Raw genomic sequence first — 21,369 nt, 5'->3', positions numbered from 1 at the left:
GACTCCAGTCATAAGAGCGAGCAGGAATGCGAGTGACGACCGTGGACACAAACGGCACGACCGTGCAGAAGATCGCCGATGCGCTGCGCACATCGCTACTGGAGAACGAGCGGCTGCGCCGACGCTATGACGAGGCCACGGCCGCCGCCGCCGAACCCGTGGCGATCGTGGGCATGAGCTGCCGTTTCCCGGGGGACGTGGAGTCCCCGGAGGACCTGTGGTCGCTCGTCGACTCGGGCACCGACGCCATCACCGACTTCCCCGACAACCGGGGTTGGGACCTCGACGGGGTGGTCGACCCGGAGGGTTTCCGTCCACACACCAGCTACACCGGGCAGGGCGGGTTCCTGCACCGGGCGCCGGAGTTCGACGCGGCGTTCTTCGGGATGAGCCCGCACGAGGCCACCGCCACCGACCCCCAGCAGCGGCTGCTCCTGGAGGTCTCCTGGGAGGCGTTCGAGCGGGCCGGCATCGACCCGCGGTCCCTCGCGGGCACCAGGACCGGGGTCTACGCGGGAGTGATGGCCACCGACTACCCGGTGCGGGTGGGCACGGTGCCGGAGGGCGCCGAGGGCTTCATGGTCACCGGGACCGACGGCAGCATCGTCTCGGGCCGCGTCTCCTACACCCTCGGTCTCGAAGGACCCTCGCTGTCGGTCGACACGGCGTGCTCCTCCTCGCTGGTGGCGCTCCACCTGGCGGTGCAGGCGCTGCGCAAGGGCGAGTGCGGGCTCGCCCTCGCGGGCGGCGTCACCGTGATGTCCACCGCCCGCACGTTCGTGGAGTTCAGCCGGCAGCGCGGGCTGGCGCTCGACGGACGCTGCCGGTCCTTCGCCGACGCCGCCGCCGGTACGGGGTGGGGCGAGGGCGTCGGCATGCTGGTCCTGGAGAGGCTGTCGGACGCGCGGCGCAACGGCCGCCACGTCCTCGCGGTGGTGCGGGGCTCGGCCCTGAACCAGGACGGCGCGAGCAACGGCCTCACCGCCCCCAACGGCCCGTCCCAGCAGCGGGTGATCCGCCAGGCCCTCGCCGACGCCGGTCTGGTCGCCGCAGACGTGGACGTGGTGGAGGCACACGGCACCGGCACCGTCCTCGGCGACCCCATCGAGGCCCAGGCACTCCTCGCCACCTACGGCCGCGACCGCCCCGCGGACGATCCCCTCTGGCTCGGCTCCGTCAAGTCGAACATCGGCCACACCCAAGCCGCCGCCGGCGTCGCCGGAGTGATCAAGTCGGTGATGGCGCTACGGCACGGGGTGCTGCCGAGGACCCTGCACGTGGACGCGCCCTCCACCAAGATCGACTGGGAAGACGGCGCGGTGCGGCTGCTCACCGAACCGCTGCCGTGGCGGCGCGACCGTCCGCGTCGTGCCGCGGTCTCGTCCTTCGGGCTCAGCGGTACCAACGCGCACGTGATCATCGAGCAGGCACCGGGGGGCGGCGCGCCCGCGCCCACCGAGCCCGAGACGGCGACGGCGCGCCCGTTCCTCCTCACGGCGAAGAGCGAGGCGGCGCTGCGTGCCCAGGCGGGACGGCTCGCCGAGCGGATCGCGGGCGACCTCGGCCTCCGCCTCGCCGACCTCGGCCACTCCCTGGCCACCACCCGTGCCGCGTGGGAGCACCGTGCCGTCCTGGTCGCGGACGACCGCGACGGCCTGCTCGCGGGGCTGCGGGCCACCGCGGCCGGCGACCCGCCCGACACCCTGGTCGGCGGCACGGCCGCGACCCGGGCCAAGGTGGCCTTCGTCTTCCCCGGACAGGGGTCCCAGTGGGCCGGAATGGCGCTGGAACTCCTGGACTCCGCCCCCGTGTTCGCCGAGCGCCTCCAGGAGTGCGCGCGGGCGCTGGGCGCGTTCACCGACTGGGATCTGCTGGCCGTGCTGCGCGGCGATCCCGACGCGCCCACCCTGGAGCGCGTCGACGTGGTGCAGCCCGTGCTGTTCGCCGTCATGGTGTCGCTGGCCGAGCTGTGGCAGTCGCACGGGGTGCGGCCCGCCGCGGTCGTCGGCCACTCCCAGGGCGAGATCGCCGCGGCCTGCGTCGCGGGCGCCCTCTCCCTGGAGGACGCGGCCCGGGTGGTCACCCTCCGCAGCCAGGCCATCGCGCGGCGCCTGACGGGGCCCGGCGGCATGATGTCGGTGTCCTCGCCCGCCGAGCGGGTCGAGGAGCGGCTGCGCCGTTGGGGCGGACGGCTGTCCGTGGCGGCGATCAACGGCTCCGGCTCGGTGGCCGTCTCCGGCGACTCCGACGCGCTCGACGAACTGCTCGCGGAGCTCCAGGCGGACGACGTGTGGGCCCGGAGGATACCGGTGGACTACGCCTCGCACTCCGCCCACGTGGAGGCCATCGAGGACGAGTTGCTCGCCCTCCTGGCCGACATCACCCCGCGTGCCTCGCACATCCCGTTCTACTCGACGGTGACCGCCTCCGTCATCGACACCAGCGGACTGGACGCCGCGTACTGGTACCGCAACCTCCGGCAGACGGTGCGCTTCGAGGAGACCACCCGGGCGCTGCTGACGGAGGGGCACACCGTCTTCGTGGAGGCGAGCCCGCACCCGCTGTTGGCCGTGGGCATCCAGGAGACCGGTGAGGCCGCCGGGCGCCCCGTCTCCGCGATCGGCTCGCTGCGCAGGCACGAGGGGGGAATGGGCCGCTTCCACCTCTCGCTCGGGGAGGCGTGGACACGTGGTGTCGACGTGGACTGGCAGACGACGTTCGCCCCCGACGATCCGTCGTGGGTGGACCTGCCCACCTATCCGTTCCAGCGTCGCTCGTACTGGCCGCGCCCCGACGCGGGCGGCTCCGACGTGGCCTCCGCCGGGCTCGACGGCGTCGACCACCCCCTACTGAGCGCAGCGATCGGTCTCGCCGACGCCGACGGCACCCTGTTGACGGGCCGCATCGGACTGGACACGCATCCGTGGTTGGCCGACCACACGGCCGGCGGCGCGGTGCTGCTGCCGGGGACGGCGCTGGTGGAACTCGCCATCCGGGCCGGTGACCAGGTCGGCTGTGGACGCGTTGACGAACTCACCCTGACGGCGCCGCTGTCACTGCCGCCGAAGGGCGCCGTGCAACTCCAGGTGTTCGTGGGCGTGCCCGACGGGGACGGCCGCCGCCCGGTGACGATCCACTCGCGCCCGGCCGACGCAGAACCGGAGGAGGACGACGGGAACGGGTGGACCGGACACGCCACCGGCCATCTGGTTCCCGAGTCGACCCTCCCCGATCCCGTGGAGAGCGCCCCGTCCCCCTGGCCGCCGGAAGGCGCGACGCCCCTCGACGTGACCGACCTCTACGAGCGGCTGGCGGACGAGGGCTACGGCTACGGCCCGGTCTTCCAGGGCCTGACCGCCGCCTGGCAGCGCGGTGACGAGGTGTTCGCCGAGGTGGCCCTGGACGAGGACGTCCGCGCCGAAGCCGCGGCGTACGGTCTGCACCCCGCGCTGCTCGACGCGGCCCTGCACGCGGCGGGCCTCGGCCCCTTCTACACCGCCGGCGCTCCCGGAGCCGCCGAACTGATCCGGCTGCCCTTCAGCTGGAGCGGGGTCAGCCTGCGGGCCGTGGGCGCCGCGGCGCTACGGGTCCGGGTCGCACCCGCCGGGGACGACGCGGTGAGCCTGAGCCTGTCCGACCCGGCGGGCGCACCGGTGGCCTCCGTCGACGCGCTGGTCCTACGCCCGGTGGCGGTCGACGAACTGTCGGCCGAGCCCGCACCGCACCGCGACTCGCTGTTCCGCGTCGAGTGGCAGCCGAAGCCCGACGCCGCCGCCCCGGCAGCCCACACGCCCTGGGCCCCGCTGCCCGGCCACGGCGCCGCCGACCCCGCCGCCCGTACCGCGCTGCTGCCCGCGGGCGAGCCGGCGGACGACGCCACCGCCCCGGAGCTGCTGGTGCTTCCGGTTCCGCCGGTCGACGTCACGGACGCCGAGCGGGTGCCGCAACTGCTGCGGGAGGTGCTCGGCACCGTGCTGGCCGCGCTCCAGGAGTGGTCGTCCGGGGAACGCCCCGCGGCGTCCCGGCTCGCCGTGGTCACCCGGGGCGCCGCGGGCCCCGACGGCATGCCGGTGGACCTGGTCGGAGCGTCGGTGTGGGGGCTGGTGCGCTCGGCGCAGGCCGAGCTGCCGGACTGCTTCGTGCTCGTCGACACGGACGGCACCCCCGAGTCCGCCGGCCGGCTGGCCGCACTGGCGCTGACGAGCGGGGAACCCGAACTCGCGCTGCGCGACGGCCTCGCGCACGTGCCCCGGCTCGTCCGCTGGGCACCGGAACCCGCACCGATGACGGGGTTCGAGTCGTGGGACCCCCAGGACACCCTCCTCATCACCGGCGGCACCGGCGGACTCGCCACCCTCATCGCCGAACACCTCATCACCCAACACGGCATCAAACACCTCGCCCTCGCCAGCCGCCAAGGACCCCACGCACCCAACGCCACCCAACTCACCCAACACCTCACCCAACTCGGCGCCCACATCACCCTCCACACCTGCGACATGGGCAACCCCACCCACGTCACCCAACTCATCAACAACCTCCCCCACCTCAAAGGCATCATCCACACCGCAGGTACCCTCCACGACGCCACCCTCACCAACCAAACACCCACCCACCTCCACACCACCCTCACCCCCAAAGCAGACGCCGCCTGGCACCTCCACCACGCCACCACCCACCTCGACCTCACCCACTTCATCCTCTACTCCAGCGCCGCCGCCACCCTGGACGGAGCGGGACAGGCCAACTACGCCGCCGCCAACGCCTTCCTCGACGCCCTCGCCCACCACCGCACGGCGAACGGCCTCCCCGCCCACTCCCTCGCCTGGGGCCTGTGGGCACGGAAGTCCGCCATGACCACCCATCTGACCGACTCGGACGTCGAGCGGATGGCACGCTCTGGCGTCCGGGCCCTTTCCGCCGGGGAGGGCGCGGCACTCTTCGACCGCGCGATCTCGGGCAGCGCCCCGGTGCTGCTGCCGATCCGGCTCGACCTCGACGCGCTGCGCCGACGCCAGGACGCCCTGCCGCCCCTGCTCAGCGCCCTGGTGCGACCCAGGACACGCCGCGCGGTGGCGTCCGCCGCCGCCGACGGCGCCGACACGCTCGCCCGTCGACTGGCCCGGATGCCGGGGTCCGAACGCCACCGCTTCCTGGTCGACCTGGTACGCACCCATGTCGCCGGCATCCTCGGGCACGAGGCGATGGCGGCGGTCGCCCCGGACCGCGCCTTCAAGGACCTGGGCTTCGACTCGCTCGCCTCCGTGGCGCTGCGCAACCGCCTGGGCACGGCCGTCGGCATCAGGTTGCCGGTCACCCTGGTCTTCGACCACCCGACACCGATCGCCCTGGCACAGTTCCTGGGCTCCGAACTCGGCGGCGGAGACGAACCGGCGGACACCGCCCCGGCCGGTCCGGCCGGCCCGAGTGCCGACGAGCCCATCGCGATCGTCGGCATGGGCTGCCGCTTCCCCAGCGGCATCACCAGCCCGGAGGGGCTGTGGGAACTGCTGGTCGAGGGACGCGACGGGATCACGGCGTTCCCCGAGGACCGCGGCTGGGACATCGCGGAGATCTGCGACGGCGCCGGGGGCCGGCCGAACACCAGCCACACCGCCGAGGGTGGCTTCCTGCACGACGCGGCGGAGTTCGACGCCGAGTTCTTCGGGATCTCCCCCCGCGAGGCCATCGCCACCGACCCCCAACAACGCCTCCTCCTGGAAACCTCCTGGGAAGCACTCGAACGCGCAGGCATCGACCCCCACACCCTGCGCGGCAGCCGCACCGGCGTCTTCACCGGCATCATGTACCACGACTACGCCTCCCGCCTCGGCAACTCCCCCCTCCCCGAAGGCGTCGACACCTACCTCGGCAACGGCAGCCTCGGCAGCATCGCCTCCGGCCGCGTCTCCTACACCCTCGGCCTCGAAGGCCCCGCCGTGAGCGTGGACACCGCCTGCTCCTCCTCTCTGGTCGCGCTCCACTTGGCCGTTCAGGCGCTGCGCGGCGGCGAGTGCCAACTGGCGCTCGCAGGCGGCGTGTCAGTGATGTTCACGCCGGAGACGTTCATCGACTTCAGCCGGGCCAACAACCTCTCCCACGACGGCAGGGCGAAGGCGTTCGCGAGCGCGGCGGACGGCACCAGCCTCTCCGAGGGGGTGGGTGTGCTGGTGGTGGAGCGGTTGTCGGACGCCCGGCGCAACGGACACCGGGTGCTCGCAGTGATACGCGGCTCCGCGGTGAACCAGGACGGCGCCAGCAACGGCCTCACCGCCCCCAACGGCCCCTCCCAACAACGCGTCATCCGCCAAGCACTCACCACCTCAGGACTCACCCCCACCGACATCCAAGCCGTCGAAGCCCACGGCACCGGCACCGTCCTCGGCGACCCCATCGAGGCCCAGGCGCTCCTCGCGACCTACGGCCAGGATCGTGTGGGGGACGATCCCCTCTGGCTCGGTTCCGTCAAGTCGAATCTGGGTCACACCCAGGCTGCGGCGGGTGTGGCGGGGGTGATCAAGATGGTGATGGCGATGCGTCACGGGGTTCTGCCCAGGACGCTGCACGTGGACGAGCCCTCGTCGAAGGTGGACTGGTCGGCGGGGCGGGTCGAGTTGTTGACCGAGTCCAGGTCTTGGGAGGCCGTGGGGCCTCGGCGGGCTGGTGTGTCGTCGTTCGGCATCAGCGGGACGAACGCGCACGTGATCCTGGAGGAGGCTCCCGAGGAGCCGGTGGCTGGAGACGGGGTTGGGGACGGTGGCGGGGTTGGGTCGTCGTCGGTGGGGGTGGCGGGGTGGTTGCCTCTGGTGTTGAGTGCGCGGTCGGTCGAGGCGTTGCGGGCCCAGGCGCTGGGGCTGGTGGGTGTGTTGGAGGCGGAGGATGCTCCGGGGTTGGGGGAGGTGGCGGTGGCTTTGGCGACGACCCGGGCCGGGTTCGAGCATCGTGCCGTGGTCACCGGGACCCGTCCTGACGACGTCCTCGAAGGTCTCCGCGCCCTCGCGGTCGGCCGGACCACCCCCCACACGTTCCACCGCACCACCAGCGAAGGCCGCCTCGCGTTCCTCTTCACCGGCCAGGGAGCACAACGGCTGGGCATGGGACGTGGGTTGGCGGAGGCGTTCCCGGTGTTCGCGCGGGCGTTGGACGAGGTGTGCGGGCATCTCGACGCGTTGCTACCGAAGCCGCTGCGCGAGGTGATGTTCGCGGCGGAGGGTTCGGAGGAGGCTGCCTTGCTGGATCGTACGGAGTTCGCGCAGCCGGCGTTGTTCGCCGTTGAGGTGGCGTTGTTCCGGTTGGTGGAGTCCTGGGGGGTGCGGCCGGATGTGGTGGCGGGGCATTCGATCGGTGAGATCGCTGCCGCGCACGTGGCCGGGGTGTTCTCCCTCGCCGATGCAGCAGCGCTGGTCGCGGCCCGTGGCAGGCTGATGCAAGCCCTGCCCGAAGGCGGCACCATGGCCGCCGTCCAAGCCACCGAAGACGAAGTCCGCGCCCTCCTCGGCGAGGCCACGGACGCGGCCATCGCCGCGATCAACGGACCGAACTCCCTCGTCGTCTCCGGCACCACCGCCACCGTGGGCGCCGTCGTCGACGCGCTCAAGGCCCGGGGCCGTAAGGCGACCTACCTGAAGGTGTCCCACGCCTTCCACTCACCTCTCATGAACCCCGTCCTCGACGAGTTCGCTCAACTCGCCCGCACCCTGGACTACAGCGAACCCACCCTCCCCTTCGTGTCCACCGTCACCGGCACCCACGCCGACCCCGCCGAACTGGCCAGCCCGGAGTACTGGGTCACCCACATCCACGAAACCGTCCACTTCACCGACGCCATCCACACCCTCACCGAAGACGGCGTCACCCGCTACCTCGAAATCGGACCCGACACCACCCTCACCGCCCTCACCACCCCACTCCTCCCCGACAACACCCACGCCCACGCCCTCCTCCACCGCAACAAACCCGAACCCCACCACACCCTCACCACCCTCGCCCACCTCTGGACCCACGGCCACCCCATCACCTGGACCACCCACACCCCCCACACCCGACCCGTAAACCTCCCCACCTACCCCTTCCAACACCAGCACTACTGGCTCAACGCCACCACCCCGCACACCGACATCACCACCGCCGGCCTCACCCCCACCAACCACCCCTTCCTCACCGCCATCATCCACCGACCCCAAACCCAAGAAATCACCCTCACCGGAACCCTCAACCCCCACACCCACCCCTGGCTCACCCACCACCAAATCAACAACACCACCATCCTCCCCGGCACCGCACTCCTCGAACTCGCCCTCCACGCAGGACACCACACCCACACACCCCACCTCGAAGAACTCACCCTCCAAACACCCCTCACCCTCCCACCCCACCACACCCTCGACCTCCACATCACCCTCAACACCCCCGACCACCAACAACGCCGCACCCTCACCATCCACACCCGACCCCACAACCCCCACCACCCCCAACCCTGGACCCAACACGCCCAAGGCACCCTCACCCCCCACCCCACCACCACCCACACCACCCAAAACACCACAAACACCACCCAAGACACCGCCCAAGACACCAGCCAAGACACCGCCCAAGACAACACCCTCACCACCTGGCCCCCACCCCACACCACACCCATCCCCCTCCACCACACCTACCAAGCCCTCGCCCAACACGGCTACCACTACGGCCCCACCTTCCAAGGACTCACCACCGCCTGGCACGACAACCACCACACCTACGCCGAAATCACCCTCCCACCCGAAGCCCACCCCCACACCCACACCTTCACCATCCACCCCGCCCTCCTCGACGCCGCACTCCACGCCTCGGACCTCGGGGACTTCGGAAGCGACAGCGACCGAGGGGACATGCTGTTGCCCTTCGCGTGGCGGGGCGTGACCCTGCACGCGACCGGGGCGACACGGCTTCGGGTGCGGCTCACCCGTACCGGCGACAACACGCTGTCCGTCCTCGCCGCTGACACACGGGGCGAGACCGTGGTGTCCGTCGAGTCGCTCGTGCTGCGCGCCGTCACCGCCGACCAGCTTCCGCACCCCGAGGCCGGGCCGCGACCGCTGTTCGGTGTCGACTGGACGCCCGTGCCGCTCGCTCCGGTGGGCCCGGCGGCCGGGGAGGTCCTCACCGTGCGGCCTTCCGGCGCGCACACCACGGTGGACTCCTGGGTGCTGGACATCGAGTCCCAACTACCGTCCGACATACCGGAGGTCGTCGTGCTGCACGACGACCGGGGTGCCGAGGAGGCGCCGGCGGGCAGCGCCCGGGGCCCCGTGTCCGCGGGGACGGCTTCGGCGGTGCGGACGGCGACCGGACGGGTGTTGTCGCTCCTCCAGCGCTGGCTCGCGGACCGGCGGTTCGCCCGTACGCGCGTCGTGGTCGTCACCCGACGGGCCGTTTCCGCCGCCCTCCCCGACGCCGGGGTCGAGGACGTGCTCGACCTCGCGGGCTCCGCCGTGTGGGGGCTCGTGCGGTCCGTGCGCGAGGAGCACCCCGGCCGGGTGGCGCTGGTCGACGTGGACGGTGCTCCGGAGTCCTGGCGGTCGCTGGCCTCCGCCGCGGCGGTGACCGGTGGGGAACCCGAGGTCGCCCTTCGGGAGGGCACCGCGCTGGCCCCGCGGCTCGTGCGGGTCACGACCGCCGACGACGGCGCCGACGACACCGGCCCGGGGTCCGGGTGGGTGGGGCTCGATCCCGAGGGGACCGTGGTGGTCACCGGTGGGACCGGCGGCCTCGGCCGGGTACTCGCACGTCACCTCGTCACGGAGCACGGCATACGGCATCTGCTGCTGCTCAGCCGGCGCGGTCCGGCGGCCGAGGGGATCGACGAACTCGTCTCGCAGCTCGCCGAGTCGGGTGCCGACGTCGAGGTCGTGGCCTGCGACACGGCCGACGAGGGCGAACTGAAGGACGCCCTCGGCAGGATCTCCCCCGCGCACCCGCTCACCGCCGTCGTCCACGCCGCGGGGGTGCTCGACGACGCGACCTTGGCCTCGCAGACGCCCGAGCGGTTCGAGACCGTGTTCCGTCCCAAGGTCGACGCGGTGCTGAACCTGCACCGGTTGACGGCGGACGCGGAGCTGGCCGCGTTCGTGGTGTTCTCGTCGGCGGCAGGCACCCTCGGTGCCGCCGGGCAGTCCAACTACGCGGCGGCCAACGCCTTCCTGGACGCCCTCGCCCAGCACCGGCGGGCCCGGGGCGCGGCCGGGCTCTCGCTGGCCTGGGGCCTGTGGAACGCGGGCACCGGGATGGGTGACCAGCTCTCCGAGGTCGATGCGCGGCGGATGGGCCGCTCCGGGATGCGGGCGCTGCGGGAGGACGAGGGCCTGGCCCGGTTCGACGCGGCACTCGCCGGGGGCGGCCGGGGCCGTGCGGTGGTCCTCCCCATGGCGCTCGATGTCGCCCGGGCCGGGACCGGGGCGGGCGGCGACGGGGTGCCGGCGATGCTGCGCTCGCTGCTCGGCCAACCCGTCCGCAGGGCCGCGGCGGAGGGAGTCGACGGGGGTGCGGACGGCGGGGACCGGAGCGCCGAACTCGTGGGGTCGTTGGCGGGTAGGACGTCCGAGGAGCAGGTGCGCACCCTGCTGGGCCTGGTGCGCGATCACACGGCGGCGGTGTTGGGCCATGCCCGGGCCCAGGACGTGGATCCGGGGCGCGGGTTCGTGGAGCTGGGTTTCGACTCCCTGACCGCGCTCGAACTGCGCAACAGGTTGGGCGGGGCGAGCGGCTTGCGGTTGCCGTCCACGCTGATCTACGACCACCCGACCCCGCTCGCCGCGGCCCGTCACCTGCGGGACGAACTGGTCGGGGACGAGGTCGAGGTCTCGCCGCTGGACGCTCTGGAGGCCGAACTCGCGGGTCTGGAGGCGACGATGCGGAGGACGGCGCCCGACGAGGCGGCGCACACCCGGGTCGCCGCCCGGCTGCGGGCCTTGACGGCGCAGTGGGGCGAGCTGGCCGGGTCGGCCGGCGTGCGCACCGTCGAGGACGACCGGGCGGAGCTGGAGTCGGTCTCCGCCGACGAGCTGTTCGACATCCTTGACGGCGAGTTGGACGCCGACTGACGCCGCCGGCCCGGCACCCGCAGAACGCCGGAACCGGCCGCTCGCCTCGTGGCGGCGGCCGGTTCCGGCGTTCTGCGGCGCGGAGGTGGGCTCAGGCCGGTCCCGGTACCGTCGGGGTGTCCTCGTCCACGTCCGCCGCGGCAGCCGTGCCGGCGGGCTCGGTGGCGGACCCGCAGCGATCGGCCGGCGGGTCGGGCTCGGGTCCGGCGGCGTCCGCGTCGGCTCCCCGGGCGTGCCGCAGCAGGACCAGCGAGACCGCGGCCATGAGGAGCAGCAGGCCGGCCGCGGTCCAGGAGGCGGCACGCAGGCCGGCGGCGAACGCCTCCCGCGCGACGGTGAGGAGTTCGGCGCCGGTGGCTCCGGGCAGCCGGTCGGCCGCCTCCACCGCGCCGCCGAGGGTGTCCTTCGCGGACCGCACCGCGGACGGCGGCAGTCCTTGCGGCACCCGGTCGGTCAGGTCGGCGCGGTACACGGCGGTGCCGACGCTGCCGAGGATGGCGACGCCGAAGGCACCGCCGAACTCGGTGGCGGTCTGGGAGAGTCCGGAGACGGAACCGGCACGGTCCGGCGGGGCGGTGGCGATCACCAGGTCGGAGGTGACGGTCATGACGAGGGTGATGCCGGCCGCCATGACGACGGTCCCGGTCACGAGCGTCGCGACTCCGGACTCGACGTGCATCCGGGCGAGCACCAGGTATCCGAGGGCGGCGACCACCAGGCCGCAGGAGACCACCGTTCCGGGGCGTACGAACCGCACCAGCACGGGGGCGAGCCCGGAACTCAGCAGGGCGGCGCCCGCGGCGGGCAGTGCCCACAGCCCGGCCTGCAAGGGGCCGAATCCGAGGACCATCTGGAGGTACTGGGCGGTGAAGAGGCCCGAGCCGACCAGGGAGAAGACAGCCAGCACGCTGGTCGCGACGGCGGCGCTGAACGCGCGGTCGTGGAAGAGCCGGACGTCGAGGAGGGGTTCGCTGAGGGTGCGTTGTCGCCGGAGGAAGTACCAGCCGACGGTGAGGCCCGCGACCAGCGAGGCGATCGGTGCGGGGCTGACGCCGTCCTCGGCGATCCGTTGGATGCCGTAGACGGCGGGCAGGACCGCGGCCAGGGAGAGGGCGGCGCTGAACAGGTCGAACCGGGCGGGGTCGGTCGCTCTGGACTCCGGCAGCAGCAGTGACCCGAGGACCAGGAGCAGCGCGATGACGGGCAGGTTGACCAGGAAGACCGAGCCCCACCGGAAGTGTTCGAGGAGCACGCCGCCGAGGAGCGGGCCGAGCAGGGCGCCGGCGGCGAACGCGCCGGTCCACACGGCGATGGCGATCCTGCGCTGTCCGTCGTCGCGGAACATGGTGCGGATGAGGGAGAGGGTGGAGGGCATCAGTGTGGCGCCGCCGAGGCCGAGCAGGGCGCGGGCCGCGATCAGCATCGTGGGGCTGGAGGCGAAGCTCGCCATCAGGGAGGCGGCGCCGAAGACGACGGCGCCGCCCATGAGCAGGCGTTTGCGGCCGATCCGGTCGCCGAGCGCCCCCATCGTCAGCAGCAGCCCGGCGAGGACGAAGGGGTAGATGTTGACGATCCAGAGGAGTTGCGCGCTGCTCGGTTCCAACTCGGCGCTGATGAAGGGCAGCGCGTAGGACAGGACCTGCATGTCGAGCGAGACCAGCAGGACCACGACGGTGAGGACGGCGAGTCCCGTCCACTGTTTCCGGCCGGCTCTGGTGTGCTGCTGGTGGGACGCTAAGGCATGGCTCATGGAGTGCTCCGCTCCTACTTCGCCGGCGGGTGCCGGGTCTCGGCGTTCAGATAGGCGAGCACCGCCAGGACCCTGCGGTTGTCGTCCCCCGAGGCGGTGAGGCCCAGCTTCGCGAAGATGTTGTTGGTGTGCTTGCTGACCGCCTTCTCGGAGACGAACATCCGGGCGGCGATCGCGGCGTTGGAACGGCCCTCGGCCATCAGTCCGAGGGCTTCGCGTTCCCGTTCGGTGAGGCTGTGCACCGGGCTGTTCACGGTGTCGTGCCTGGTCATCAGCTCGGAGACGACCTTGGGGTCCATCACGGTCCCGCCGGAGGCCACCTGCCTGACCATGTCGACGAAGCGGCGCACGTCGAAGACCCGGTCCTTGAGCAGGTAGCCGACGCCGCCGTTCTGGTCGGAGAGCAGCTCGCGGGCGTACATCTGCTCGACGTGTTGGGACAGCACCAGGATGGGCAGTCCCGGCACCTGGGCGCGGGCCTGGACTGCGGCCTGGAGTCCCTCGTCCGTGAAGGTGGGGGGCAGTCGCACGTCGACGATGGCCACGTCGGGCCGGTGGGCGAGCAGGGAGCGCAGCATCGCGGGCCCGTTGTCCACCGCCTCGACGACCTCGAAGTCGTGTGCGGTGAGGAGTTGGACGAGCCCCTCCCGCAGGAGTGCCAGGTCTTCGGCGATCACCACGCGCACGGGAGCTCCATCGTCACTAGGGTCGGCCCGCCCACCGGGCTGCTGATGTCGATTCTTCCGTCGAAGGCGGCCAGACGGCGCTGGAGCCCCCGCAGGCCGCTGCCGCCCTCGGCCCGGGCGCCGCCGCGTCCGTTGTCACCGACCTGGGCGCGGAGGGTGCCGTCGGCGTGCCAGAGCCGGATGCTGGCGCAGTTCGCGCCGCTGTGCTTGGTGACGTTGGCGAGGGCTTCCGCGATCACGAAGTAGGCCGCGGACTCGATGGGTGCCTGGGGGCGCCGGGGCAGGTCGATGTGGACGTCGACGGGGATGGCCAGGGCCATGGCGAGCGCCCGGACCGCCCCGTCGAGTCCGCGCTCGGCGAGTACCGGGGGGTGGATGCCGCGCACCAGGTCGCGCAGTTCGGTCAGTGCCTGACTGCTGGACTCCATGGCGTCGGCGAGGAGTTGGCGCACCAGGGCGGGGTTGCTCTCCAGTTGGGTGTCGGCGAGGCCGAGTTTCATGCCGAGCGACACGAGGCGGGCCTGCGCCCCGTCGTGCAGGTCCCGCTCGATCCTGCGCAGTTCGGCGGCCTGCGACTCCACCGCGTCCGACCTGGTCTCGGTGAGGTGTTCCACGCGCAGGGTGAGTCGGGCGTTGCGGGTGGGGGCGAGCAGCGCCCGGTTGAAGCGCAGGTGCAACCGGCCCAGTGGCGGCGCGATCAGCAGGCCGAGCAGGACGAGGAGGAAGCCCTGGGGGATGGCGAGGTTGGCGTCGCCCTGGTCGGTGATGAACCAGGTCGCGCCGAAGCCCCAGTGCGGGCCCATGCTCTCCCACAGCAGGGGGGTGACGAGGATGCCGTTGAGGCCGTAGGCGACGAGGGCCGCGGGCAGCAGCCCGAGGACGAGGCCCACGACGCTGTCGAGCACCATCCACAGGACGTCCCGCCAGGTGGCGGGGTCGGCCAGCAGTCGCCGGCACTGGGCGAAGGTGCCCGCGGTGTCGTAGGCGCCGTCCCCGGCGGTGTCCCGGTAGGGGGTGTCGATGGCTTCGCCCGACCACTCCAGCGCGGTGCGCCGGTGGAAGTTGGCGAGACCGCGCACGGCGACCATGACGACCGGCAGGATGAGGAAGCCGACGCCGATGACCATGGTGGCGAAGGTGGTGATCGTGACGGCCAACAGCACGACGCTCCCCGCCTGGGAGAGCACGGCGACCAGCAGTCCCCGTGTGCACCAGCGCAGCCGCTCCGTGATCCCGCGCCGTTTCGGTGACCGCGCGGCCCCAACCTCGTCCAACTGTCCCGACCTCCTGCTCTTCCCCCGACCGCGCACGCCCCCGCGTGCGCGCTCGTGCCGCGCGCGGTGGGGAGGTGCCGGCCGTTCCGGGTGGTCCGGCCCATGACCCGGCCCGGTCCCACGTCCTGGTGAAGGATCGCACGCGGAGCCCGGTCGGGCGGTGGGGATTGCCCCAGGTCGGGGGTAGGGATTTCTCTACCCCGGGTGTGGAAGAAGACCCATCGGCCCGGCCCTCGCCCGTCCGTAGCGTGGACCACGTGATCGCGTCTCCCACGCGACGGGTTCAGGGAGTTTGGATGGACACCAGCACCGCTGTAGACGACACAGTACGGCTCGACACCGTTCGCAAGGTGTACGGCCAGGGCGCCAACTCGGTGACGGCCCTCGACGGCGTCAGCCTGAGTTTCCAGCGCGGCAGCTTCACCGCCGTGATGGGTCCCTCGGGTTCGGGCAAGAGCACCTTCCTGCACTGCGCGGCGGGGCTCGACCGGCCGACCTCGGGCACCGTCCTCCTCGACGGCGAGGACCTGAGCCAGTACGACGAGACCACGCTGACCAAGATGCGGCGCGAGCGCATCGGCTTCATCTTCCAGGCGTTCAACCTGCTGCCCGCCCTCTCCGTGGTGCAGAACGTGACCCTGCCGCTGAAGTTGGCCGGGCGCCGTCCCGACCGCCGGCGGGTGGCGGAGGTCATCGAGCGGGTGGGGCTCGGCAACCGCAGGAACAACCGTCCCGCCGAGCTCTCCGGCGGTCAGCAGCAGCGCGTGGCGATCGCCCGCGCCCTGGTGACGGGGCCCGCGGTGGTCTTCGCCGACGAGCCGACCGGCGCGCTCGACACCCGCACGGCCCGCGAGGTGCTGCTGCTGATGCAGGAGTCGGTGCGGGCGCTGCGGCAGACCATCGTGATGGTGACGCACGACCCGGTGGCCGCGTCCTACGCGGACCGGGTGGTGTTCCTCGCCGACGGCCGGTTCGTGGGGGACTTCTACAACCCGACGGCCGAGGCGGTCGCCGAGCGGATGACCCGCCTCGGCGCGTGGGGTGACGAGTCACGCGGCGCGTACGGCCAGCAGACCACCGCGGCCGGAGGCACGTACTGATGTTGTCCCTGGCCATGCAGACGCTACGGTTCCGCCTCGGCGGATTCGTGGCCACCTTCGTCGCCCTGTTCTTCGGCTCGGCCCTCATCATGGCCTGCGGGGGGCTCATGGAGAGCGGCGTCCGCGAAGCGGTGCCGGCACAGCGGTTCGCCGCCGCGCCCATCGTGGTGACGGGTGACCAGAAGTACGACGGCTCCACGCTCGCCGAACGGGTGCGGCTCGACCAGGCGCAGGTGCGCACGGTGGAGAACGTGCCCGGGGTGGAGCGGGCGGTCGCCGACGCGTCCTTCCCGGTGGCCGTCGTTCGCGACGGCCGCCCGGTCACGGACCTGCCGGACAGCGCCACCGGCGACGAGCACCGCCCGCTCGGTCACGCCTGGGAGTCCGCCCGGCTCGCGCCCTACACCCTCTCCTCGGGGGAGCGGCCCACCGCGACGGGCGAGGTGGTGCTCGACAGCGGTCTCGCCGAGCGGGCCGGTGCCCGCGTCGGCGAGCGGGTGCGGATCGTCGTCGCCGGCCGCGGCGAGGAGTTCCGGCTCACCGGCGTCGTCGAGCAGTCCGGCGGGCGTGCGGCGTCCCAGCCCGCGGTGTTCTTCAGCGACGTCCAGGCCAGGGCGTTCGACGGCGGTGCCGTGGACGCGATCGGGGTGCTGCCCGAGCCGGGCACCGACACCGCCGAGCTGCGCGAGCGGATCGACGAGGTCCTCGACGGCGGTGCCGTCACGCTGACGGGCGACGAACGGGGGCTCGCCGAGTTCCCGCAGGCCGCCGCCAGCCAGAAGAACCTCGTCATGCTCTCCGCGATCTTCGGCGGCTGGGCGGTCCTGGTCGCCATGTTCGGGGCGTCCTCGACGCTGGGCCTGACCGTGCAGCAGCGGCAGCGCGAGATGGCCCTGTTGAAGGCGATCGGCACCACCCCCGCCCAACTGCGCCTCATGATCCTCGGGGAGACCCTGGTCGTGGCCGTGCTGGCCGCGGTCCTGGGCTGTCTGCCGGGGGCCTTGCTCAGCGAACTCCTCTTCGACCAGCTGGTCGACGCCGGCATCATCTCGGGGGCCATCGAGTTCCGGCAGAGCCTGATCCCCGCGGTCGTGGCCGTCGTGGCCTCGCTGGTGGCGGCGGTCGGCGCCGCCTACCTCACCGCCCGCAAGGTCGCCGAGACCCGGGCCACCGACGCCCTGGCCAGCAGCGCCCAGGAGGGCGGCTGGCTCACCCGCGTCCGGATCGTGCTGTCGGTGCTCTTCCTCACCGGTGGCGTCGCCATGGCCGTCATGACCGTGACCATGATGAAGGGCGACCTGACGGCCAGCACCGCGGGCCCCGCCTGCATCATGTGGGCCATCGGGCTGGCACTGCTCGCCCCCGGCTTCACCAAGGCGATCGTCTGGCTGCTCCAGGGCCCGATGCGTCTGTTGGCCGGCCTCACCGGACACATGGCGGTGCTCAACTCCCGTGCCCACACCATCCGGATGGCCTCGACCGTCACTCCGATCGTCCTGTTGACCGGTGTCGCCACCGGCACCCTGTACATGCAGCAGATCGAGGACGCCTCGCACCGGACCTCCCGCAACGGGGTCCTGCACGCGGACAACGTGGTGACCTCCGAGGTCGGCGGGCTCGCCCCCGGCACCCTCGACCGGGTGCGGCAGGCGCCGGGCGTCGACGCCGCGTCCTCCTACGTGACCAGCACCGGCTTCGTGCAGAGCCCCGAGGACGCCGACCAGACCGGCGACGGCTGGCCGCTCCAGGGCATCGACGACGTGGCCAACCTCGCGGTGCCCGCCGCCACCGGCTCGTTGGCCGACCTGCGCGGCAACAGCGTCGTCCTGCCCGTCGAACGCGCCGAGGCCCTGGGCCGCAAGGTCGGCGACAGCATCACCCTCAGGCTCGGCGACGGCACCCCGGTCAAGGTGACGGTGGTGGCGACCTACCACCCGAAGGGCGATGCCACGGCGCTGCTGCTGCCCGCCCCGCTGCTGGTCACGCACACCACCGACGGAGTGGCGAAGCAGATCCTGGTGCGCCACGCGGCGGGCGCCGACCCCGACGAGGTGACCGCCGCGGTGACCGCGCTGGTCAAGGACCAGCCGGGCGTCGAGGTGTCGGACAGCGAGGCACTGAGCGCCGCACGCACCGGGGGCCAGCAGCAGTTGGCCACCATCAACTACATGGTGGTGGGGCTGATCGTCGGCTACACCGCGATCTCCGTGATCAACACCCTGATCGCGGCCACCGGTCGCCGGCGCAGGGAGTTCGGGCTCCAGCAGCTCACCGGATTCACCAGGAAGCAGGTCATGGTGATGATGGGGCTGGAGAGCGCGCTCACCGCGATCGTCGGAGTCTTCCTCGGCACCGTCGCGGCCACCATCACCATCTTCCCCTACAGCATGGCCAAGTTGGACGACGTGGTCCCCTCGGTGCCGCTGTGGATCTACTTCACGGTCGTGGCCGGCGCCGTCGTGATCGCCTTCGCGGCGACCCTGGTACCGACCTGGCGCGCCACGATGTCCCGTCCGGTGGAGGCGGCCACCTCGGCCGCCTAGCGACAGCCCGGTGGCCCGGCCCCCCGGGGCCACCGGGCAGAGCCACCCCGAAGGCCGGATGCCCCAAATCCCCCGAGGGCATCCGACCGGGTCCCCACCGCCCTCCCCCGGGTCGGTGGGGACCCCCTTTCCTTCCCCTGCTCTCCCCCGCTCCCGCCGGCCCCTAGGCACCCCTGCTAGGGGTTGGCCCGGGGCGGGCCCCGTTGAGAGGCTTCCACCGCGGGCGCCCGCCCGCTTTGGCCCTCCACCCATCCGTAAGGGGAACCCACGTGACGAGCAGCGTTCAGGAGAAGAGCGCGTGGATCCAGCGCTTCCACCCGTCCGAGGACGCCAGGACCCGGCTCGTCTGTTTCCCGCACGCGGGCGGCGCCGCCACCTTCTTCCACCCCGTGTCCGCGGCGCTGAAGCCCGACGTCGAGGTGCTCGCCGTCCAGTACCCGGGTCGTCAGGACCGCAGGACGGAGCCCGTGGTGCGCTCCGTCGAGGAGTTGGCCCACCGGGCCACCGAGGCGCTGCGCCCCTGGGCCGACCGTCCGCTGACCCTCTTCGGACACAGCATGGGCGCCCTGGTCGCCTTCGAGGCCGCGCGCCGACTCGCCGACGAAGGCGCCCCGCCGCTCTCCGTCATCGTCTCCGGCCGCCGCTCCCCCACCAGCCACCGCGACGAGAACGTGCACCGCCGCGACGACCGGGGGATCGTGTCCGAGATGGCCCGGCTCGGCGGCACCGACCCGCGTGCCTTCGAGGACCCCGAACTGCGGGCCCTGCTGCTCCCGGTGATCCGTGCCGACTACGAGGCCGTGGAGACCTACCGCTACCGCCCCGGCCCCGCCCTGCCCTGCCCCGTGCTGGCGCTGCTCGGCGACGACGACCCGGTGGCGAGCGTCGAGGAGGCCCACGGCTGGGCCGAGCACACCTCGGCGGAGTTCGCCCTGCACACGTTCCCCGGCGGACACTTCTACCTCAACGACCACGCAGCCGCCGTGATCACGACCGTCCGCGAGCACATCGCGTCCCGCTCCGCCTGACGCGGCACCGACCGGACACCACGACACCCGCGGGCCGGGTCCGCACGGGGCTCGCCCCGGCCGAGCGCGGCGCTTGACGCGCCGCGGGAGCACGGGAACCCACCGCTCAGCGCGGCGGGTTTCCGGCCGTGACCGGTGGGACGGACACCCGCTCGACCGGAGCGTGGGGCAGGTCGAGTGCGGCGGGAGAGGTGCCCGCGTCCCTGAGCGCCGTGCGGGAGGCGTTCGGACTGCCACGGGAACCACTGGAGGACATCACCGTAGGCGTCCGCCCGTTCCCGGCGGGCGACGGCGTGCTCCGTACGTCGTCGGCGAGTGCCCCGGGCCCGCCCCGCGTTCCCCGAAGGCGGCTCCCGGCGCGCCCTCTCCGTGCACCGCGCCCTCCGTGGACGCACACAGCATCCCGGACCGTCCCGAATCGGCTCAAAAGTCAGACAGGAGTCCGATTCTCCTCTATGCGAGCCCGGGTGGGCGCAGCACAATCCCCGGTACCGATGCCCCGTCGTCGTCGCGAAGTCCACCCATCCACGCACCGGCGCGGCCCAGCGCGCGGGAGAGGCCGCACCCTCGTGGCCGTTCCCACTGACGGGCCGTCCCGCGTGACCGGAGGTGTCCCATGACCACCAGCCACGAGGCTTCCGTCCCGGTCCTCGACAGCGACGGAGGTGACCGACTGTACGAGCAGATCGAGGAACTCCGCGCCGCCGGGCCCGCCGTGCGGGTCCGGCTGCCCCAGAACGTCATCGCCTGGTCCGTCACGCGCGGCGACGTCGTCAGGCGGCTGGTCACCCATCCGGATGTCACCAGGAACGCCCGTGGCGCCTGGACGGGTTACCGGCCGGGCGCCGTCCCCTGGCTCTCCCCCTGGATCGACGTCCACTCCATGGCCACCTCGGAGGGAGCCGAGCACACCCGGTTGCGGAGGCTGATCGGTCCCGCGTTCACACCGCGACGCATGCAGTCGCTGCGGCCCTCGATCGAGTCCATCGTCACCGACCTCCTGGACGGCCTGGAGGCCCTGGAGGACGGAGCGGCAGTGGATCTGCGGGCGCACTTCGCGCACGGTGTGCCGACTCGTCTGATCTGCGACCTCTTCGGCGTTCCCGAGGACCAGCGCCCCGACGTGCTCGCCGTCGCCGACGCGATCCTGGCCACCGACGTCCCCCGGGAGGAGTCGGAGCGGGTCGCCAACGGGCTGATCACCGTCATGCGCCGGCTCGTGGCGGCGAAGCGACGGGAGCCCGGTGACGACATGACCAGTCTGCTGCTCACCGCCCACGAGGGGGACCGGCTCACCGAGACGGAGCTGATCTCCACTCTGATCCTGATGATCGGCGCCGGGAGCCAGACCACGATCGCACTGATCGGGAGCGCCGTACGGGCGCTCCTCACCCACCGTCAGCAGCTGGACGCGATCCTGGCCGAGCCCACCCGCTGGGCCGACGCCATCGAGGAGACCCTGCGGCTCCATCCGCCGGTCGTCCACCTTCCGCTGCGGTTCGCGCTCCGCGACATCGACCTCGGCGAGGGCCTCACCATAGCGGCCGGGGAGGCCATCCTCATCGGGTTCGGGGCGCACGGCCGGGACCCGTCGTGCCATGACGCCGCGCACGACTTCGAGATCGACCGCGTGGACAGGGACCACCTGGCCTTCGGGTACGGCATCCACTACTGTCTCGGCGCCCCGCTCGCCCGGCTGGAGGCCGCCGTCGCCCTGCCCGCCCTCTTCGCCCGGTTCCCGGACATCGTGCTCGCGGACGGGGGGAACGCTCCGGCCCCCCAGTCGTCGTTCATCGGCAACGACGTCCTCGCCCTGCCCGTTCTGCTGCGCCCCCCGGGCCGCGCGGCGCGGTGAGCCGACCGCTCCGGTGAACGCCGAGCCGTCCGTCCCCGCGGGCGGGCGGTTC

The 21,369-nt window shown here is 72.6% G+C and carries 8 protein-coding genes; 5 read left to right on the top strand and 3 right to left on the bottom strand.

The annotated features are described in order from the left end of the window. The first annotated feature begins 32 nt into the window (after nucleotides 1–32). On the top strand, nucleotides 33–11,081 hold the full coding sequence (locus ACSMX9_RS23860; RefSeq protein ID WP_445396804.1) for an SDR family NAD(P)-dependent oxidoreductase: 11,049 nt from the start codon (nucleotides 33–35) through the stop codon (nucleotides 11,079–11,081). Between the two features lie 91 nt (nucleotides 11,082–11,172). On the opposite strand, the gene ACSMX9_RS23855 is transcribed toward ACSMX9_RS23860, so the two are convergent. From ACSMX9_RS23855 to ACSMX9_RS23845, 3 genes are read right to left on the bottom strand one after another with little or no spacing between them, the layout of a single operon-like run. Further along, on the bottom strand, nucleotides 11,173–12,831 hold the full coding sequence (locus ACSMX9_RS23855; protein ID WP_445396802.1) for an MFS transporter: 1,659 nt from the start codon (nucleotides 12,829–12,831) through the stop codon (nucleotides 11,173–11,175). A gap of 14 nt (nucleotides 12,832–12,845) precedes the next feature. Beyond that, on the bottom strand, nucleotides 12,846–13,517 hold the full coding sequence (locus ACSMX9_RS23850; RefSeq protein ID WP_445396800.1) for a response regulator transcription factor: 672 nt from the start codon (nucleotides 13,515–13,517) through the stop codon (nucleotides 12,846–12,848). Then, nucleotides 13,505–14,791: a sensor histidine kinase gene (locus ACSMX9_RS23845; protein ID WP_445396798.1), complete on the bottom strand. Its 1,287-nt coding sequence runs from the start codon at nucleotides 14,789–14,791 to the stop codon at nucleotides 13,505–13,507. The genes ACSMX9_RS23850 and ACSMX9_RS23845 overlap by 13 nt, the downstream gene beginning before the upstream one ends. A gap of 296 nt (nucleotides 14,792–15,087) precedes the next feature. Between ACSMX9_RS23845 and ACSMX9_RS23840 the strand changes: the two genes are divergently transcribed. The 4 genes from ACSMX9_RS23840 (at nucleotide 15,088) to ACSMX9_RS23825 (ending at nucleotide 21,317) form a co-directional block, all read left to right on the top strand. Further along, entirely contained in the window at nucleotides 15,088–15,891 is an 804-nt protein-coding gene (locus ACSMX9_RS23840) for an ABC transporter ATP-binding protein (protein WP_351248149.1), read from the top strand. Beyond that, nucleotides 15,891–18,434 carry an FtsX-like permease family protein gene (locus ACSMX9_RS23835; protein ID WP_445396796.1) on the top strand — a complete coding sequence of 848 codons (2,544 nt, stop codon included), beginning with the start codon at nucleotides 15,891–15,893 and terminating at the stop codon, nucleotides 18,432–18,434. Before ACSMX9_RS23840 ends, ACSMX9_RS23835 begins: the two co-directional genes overlap by 1 nt. 269 nt (nucleotides 18,435–18,703) lie before the next feature. Beyond that, nucleotides 18,704–19,462, top strand: coding sequence for a thioesterase II family protein (locus ACSMX9_RS23830; RefSeq protein WP_445396794.1), 759 nt, complete (start codon nucleotides 18,704–18,706; stop codon nucleotides 19,460–19,462). A gap of 616 nt (nucleotides 19,463–20,078) precedes the next feature. Continuing rightward, entirely contained in the window at nucleotides 20,079–21,317 is a 1,239-nt protein-coding gene (locus tag ACSMX9_RS23825; protein ID WP_445396792.1) for a cytochrome P450 family protein, read from the top strand. The last annotated feature ends 52 nt before the right edge of the window (nucleotides 21,318–21,369 follow it).

It is taken from the genome of Streptomyces sp. LE64 (assembly GCF_052606915.1).
Note: the sequence above shows the minus strand (reverse complement) of the source record. Positions and strands in the feature narration are given on the sequence as shown.

Coding starts and splice junctions, on each gene's coding strand:
- ACSMX9_RS23855 (WP_445396802.1), bottom strand. CDS start 12,831: ATGAGCCATGCCTTAGCGTCCCACCAGCAGCACACCAGAGCCGGCCGG.
- ACSMX9_RS23835 (WP_445396796.1), top strand. CDS start 15,891: ATGTTGTCCCTGGCCATGCAGACGCTACGGTTCCGCCTCGGCGGATTC.
- ACSMX9_RS23825 (WP_445396792.1), top strand. CDS start 20,079: ATGACCACCAGCCACGAGGCTTCCGTCCCGGTCCTCGACAGCGACGGA.
- ACSMX9_RS23840 (WP_351248149.1), top strand. CDS start 15,088: ATGGACACCAGCACCGCTGTAGACGACACAGTACGGCTCGACACCGTT.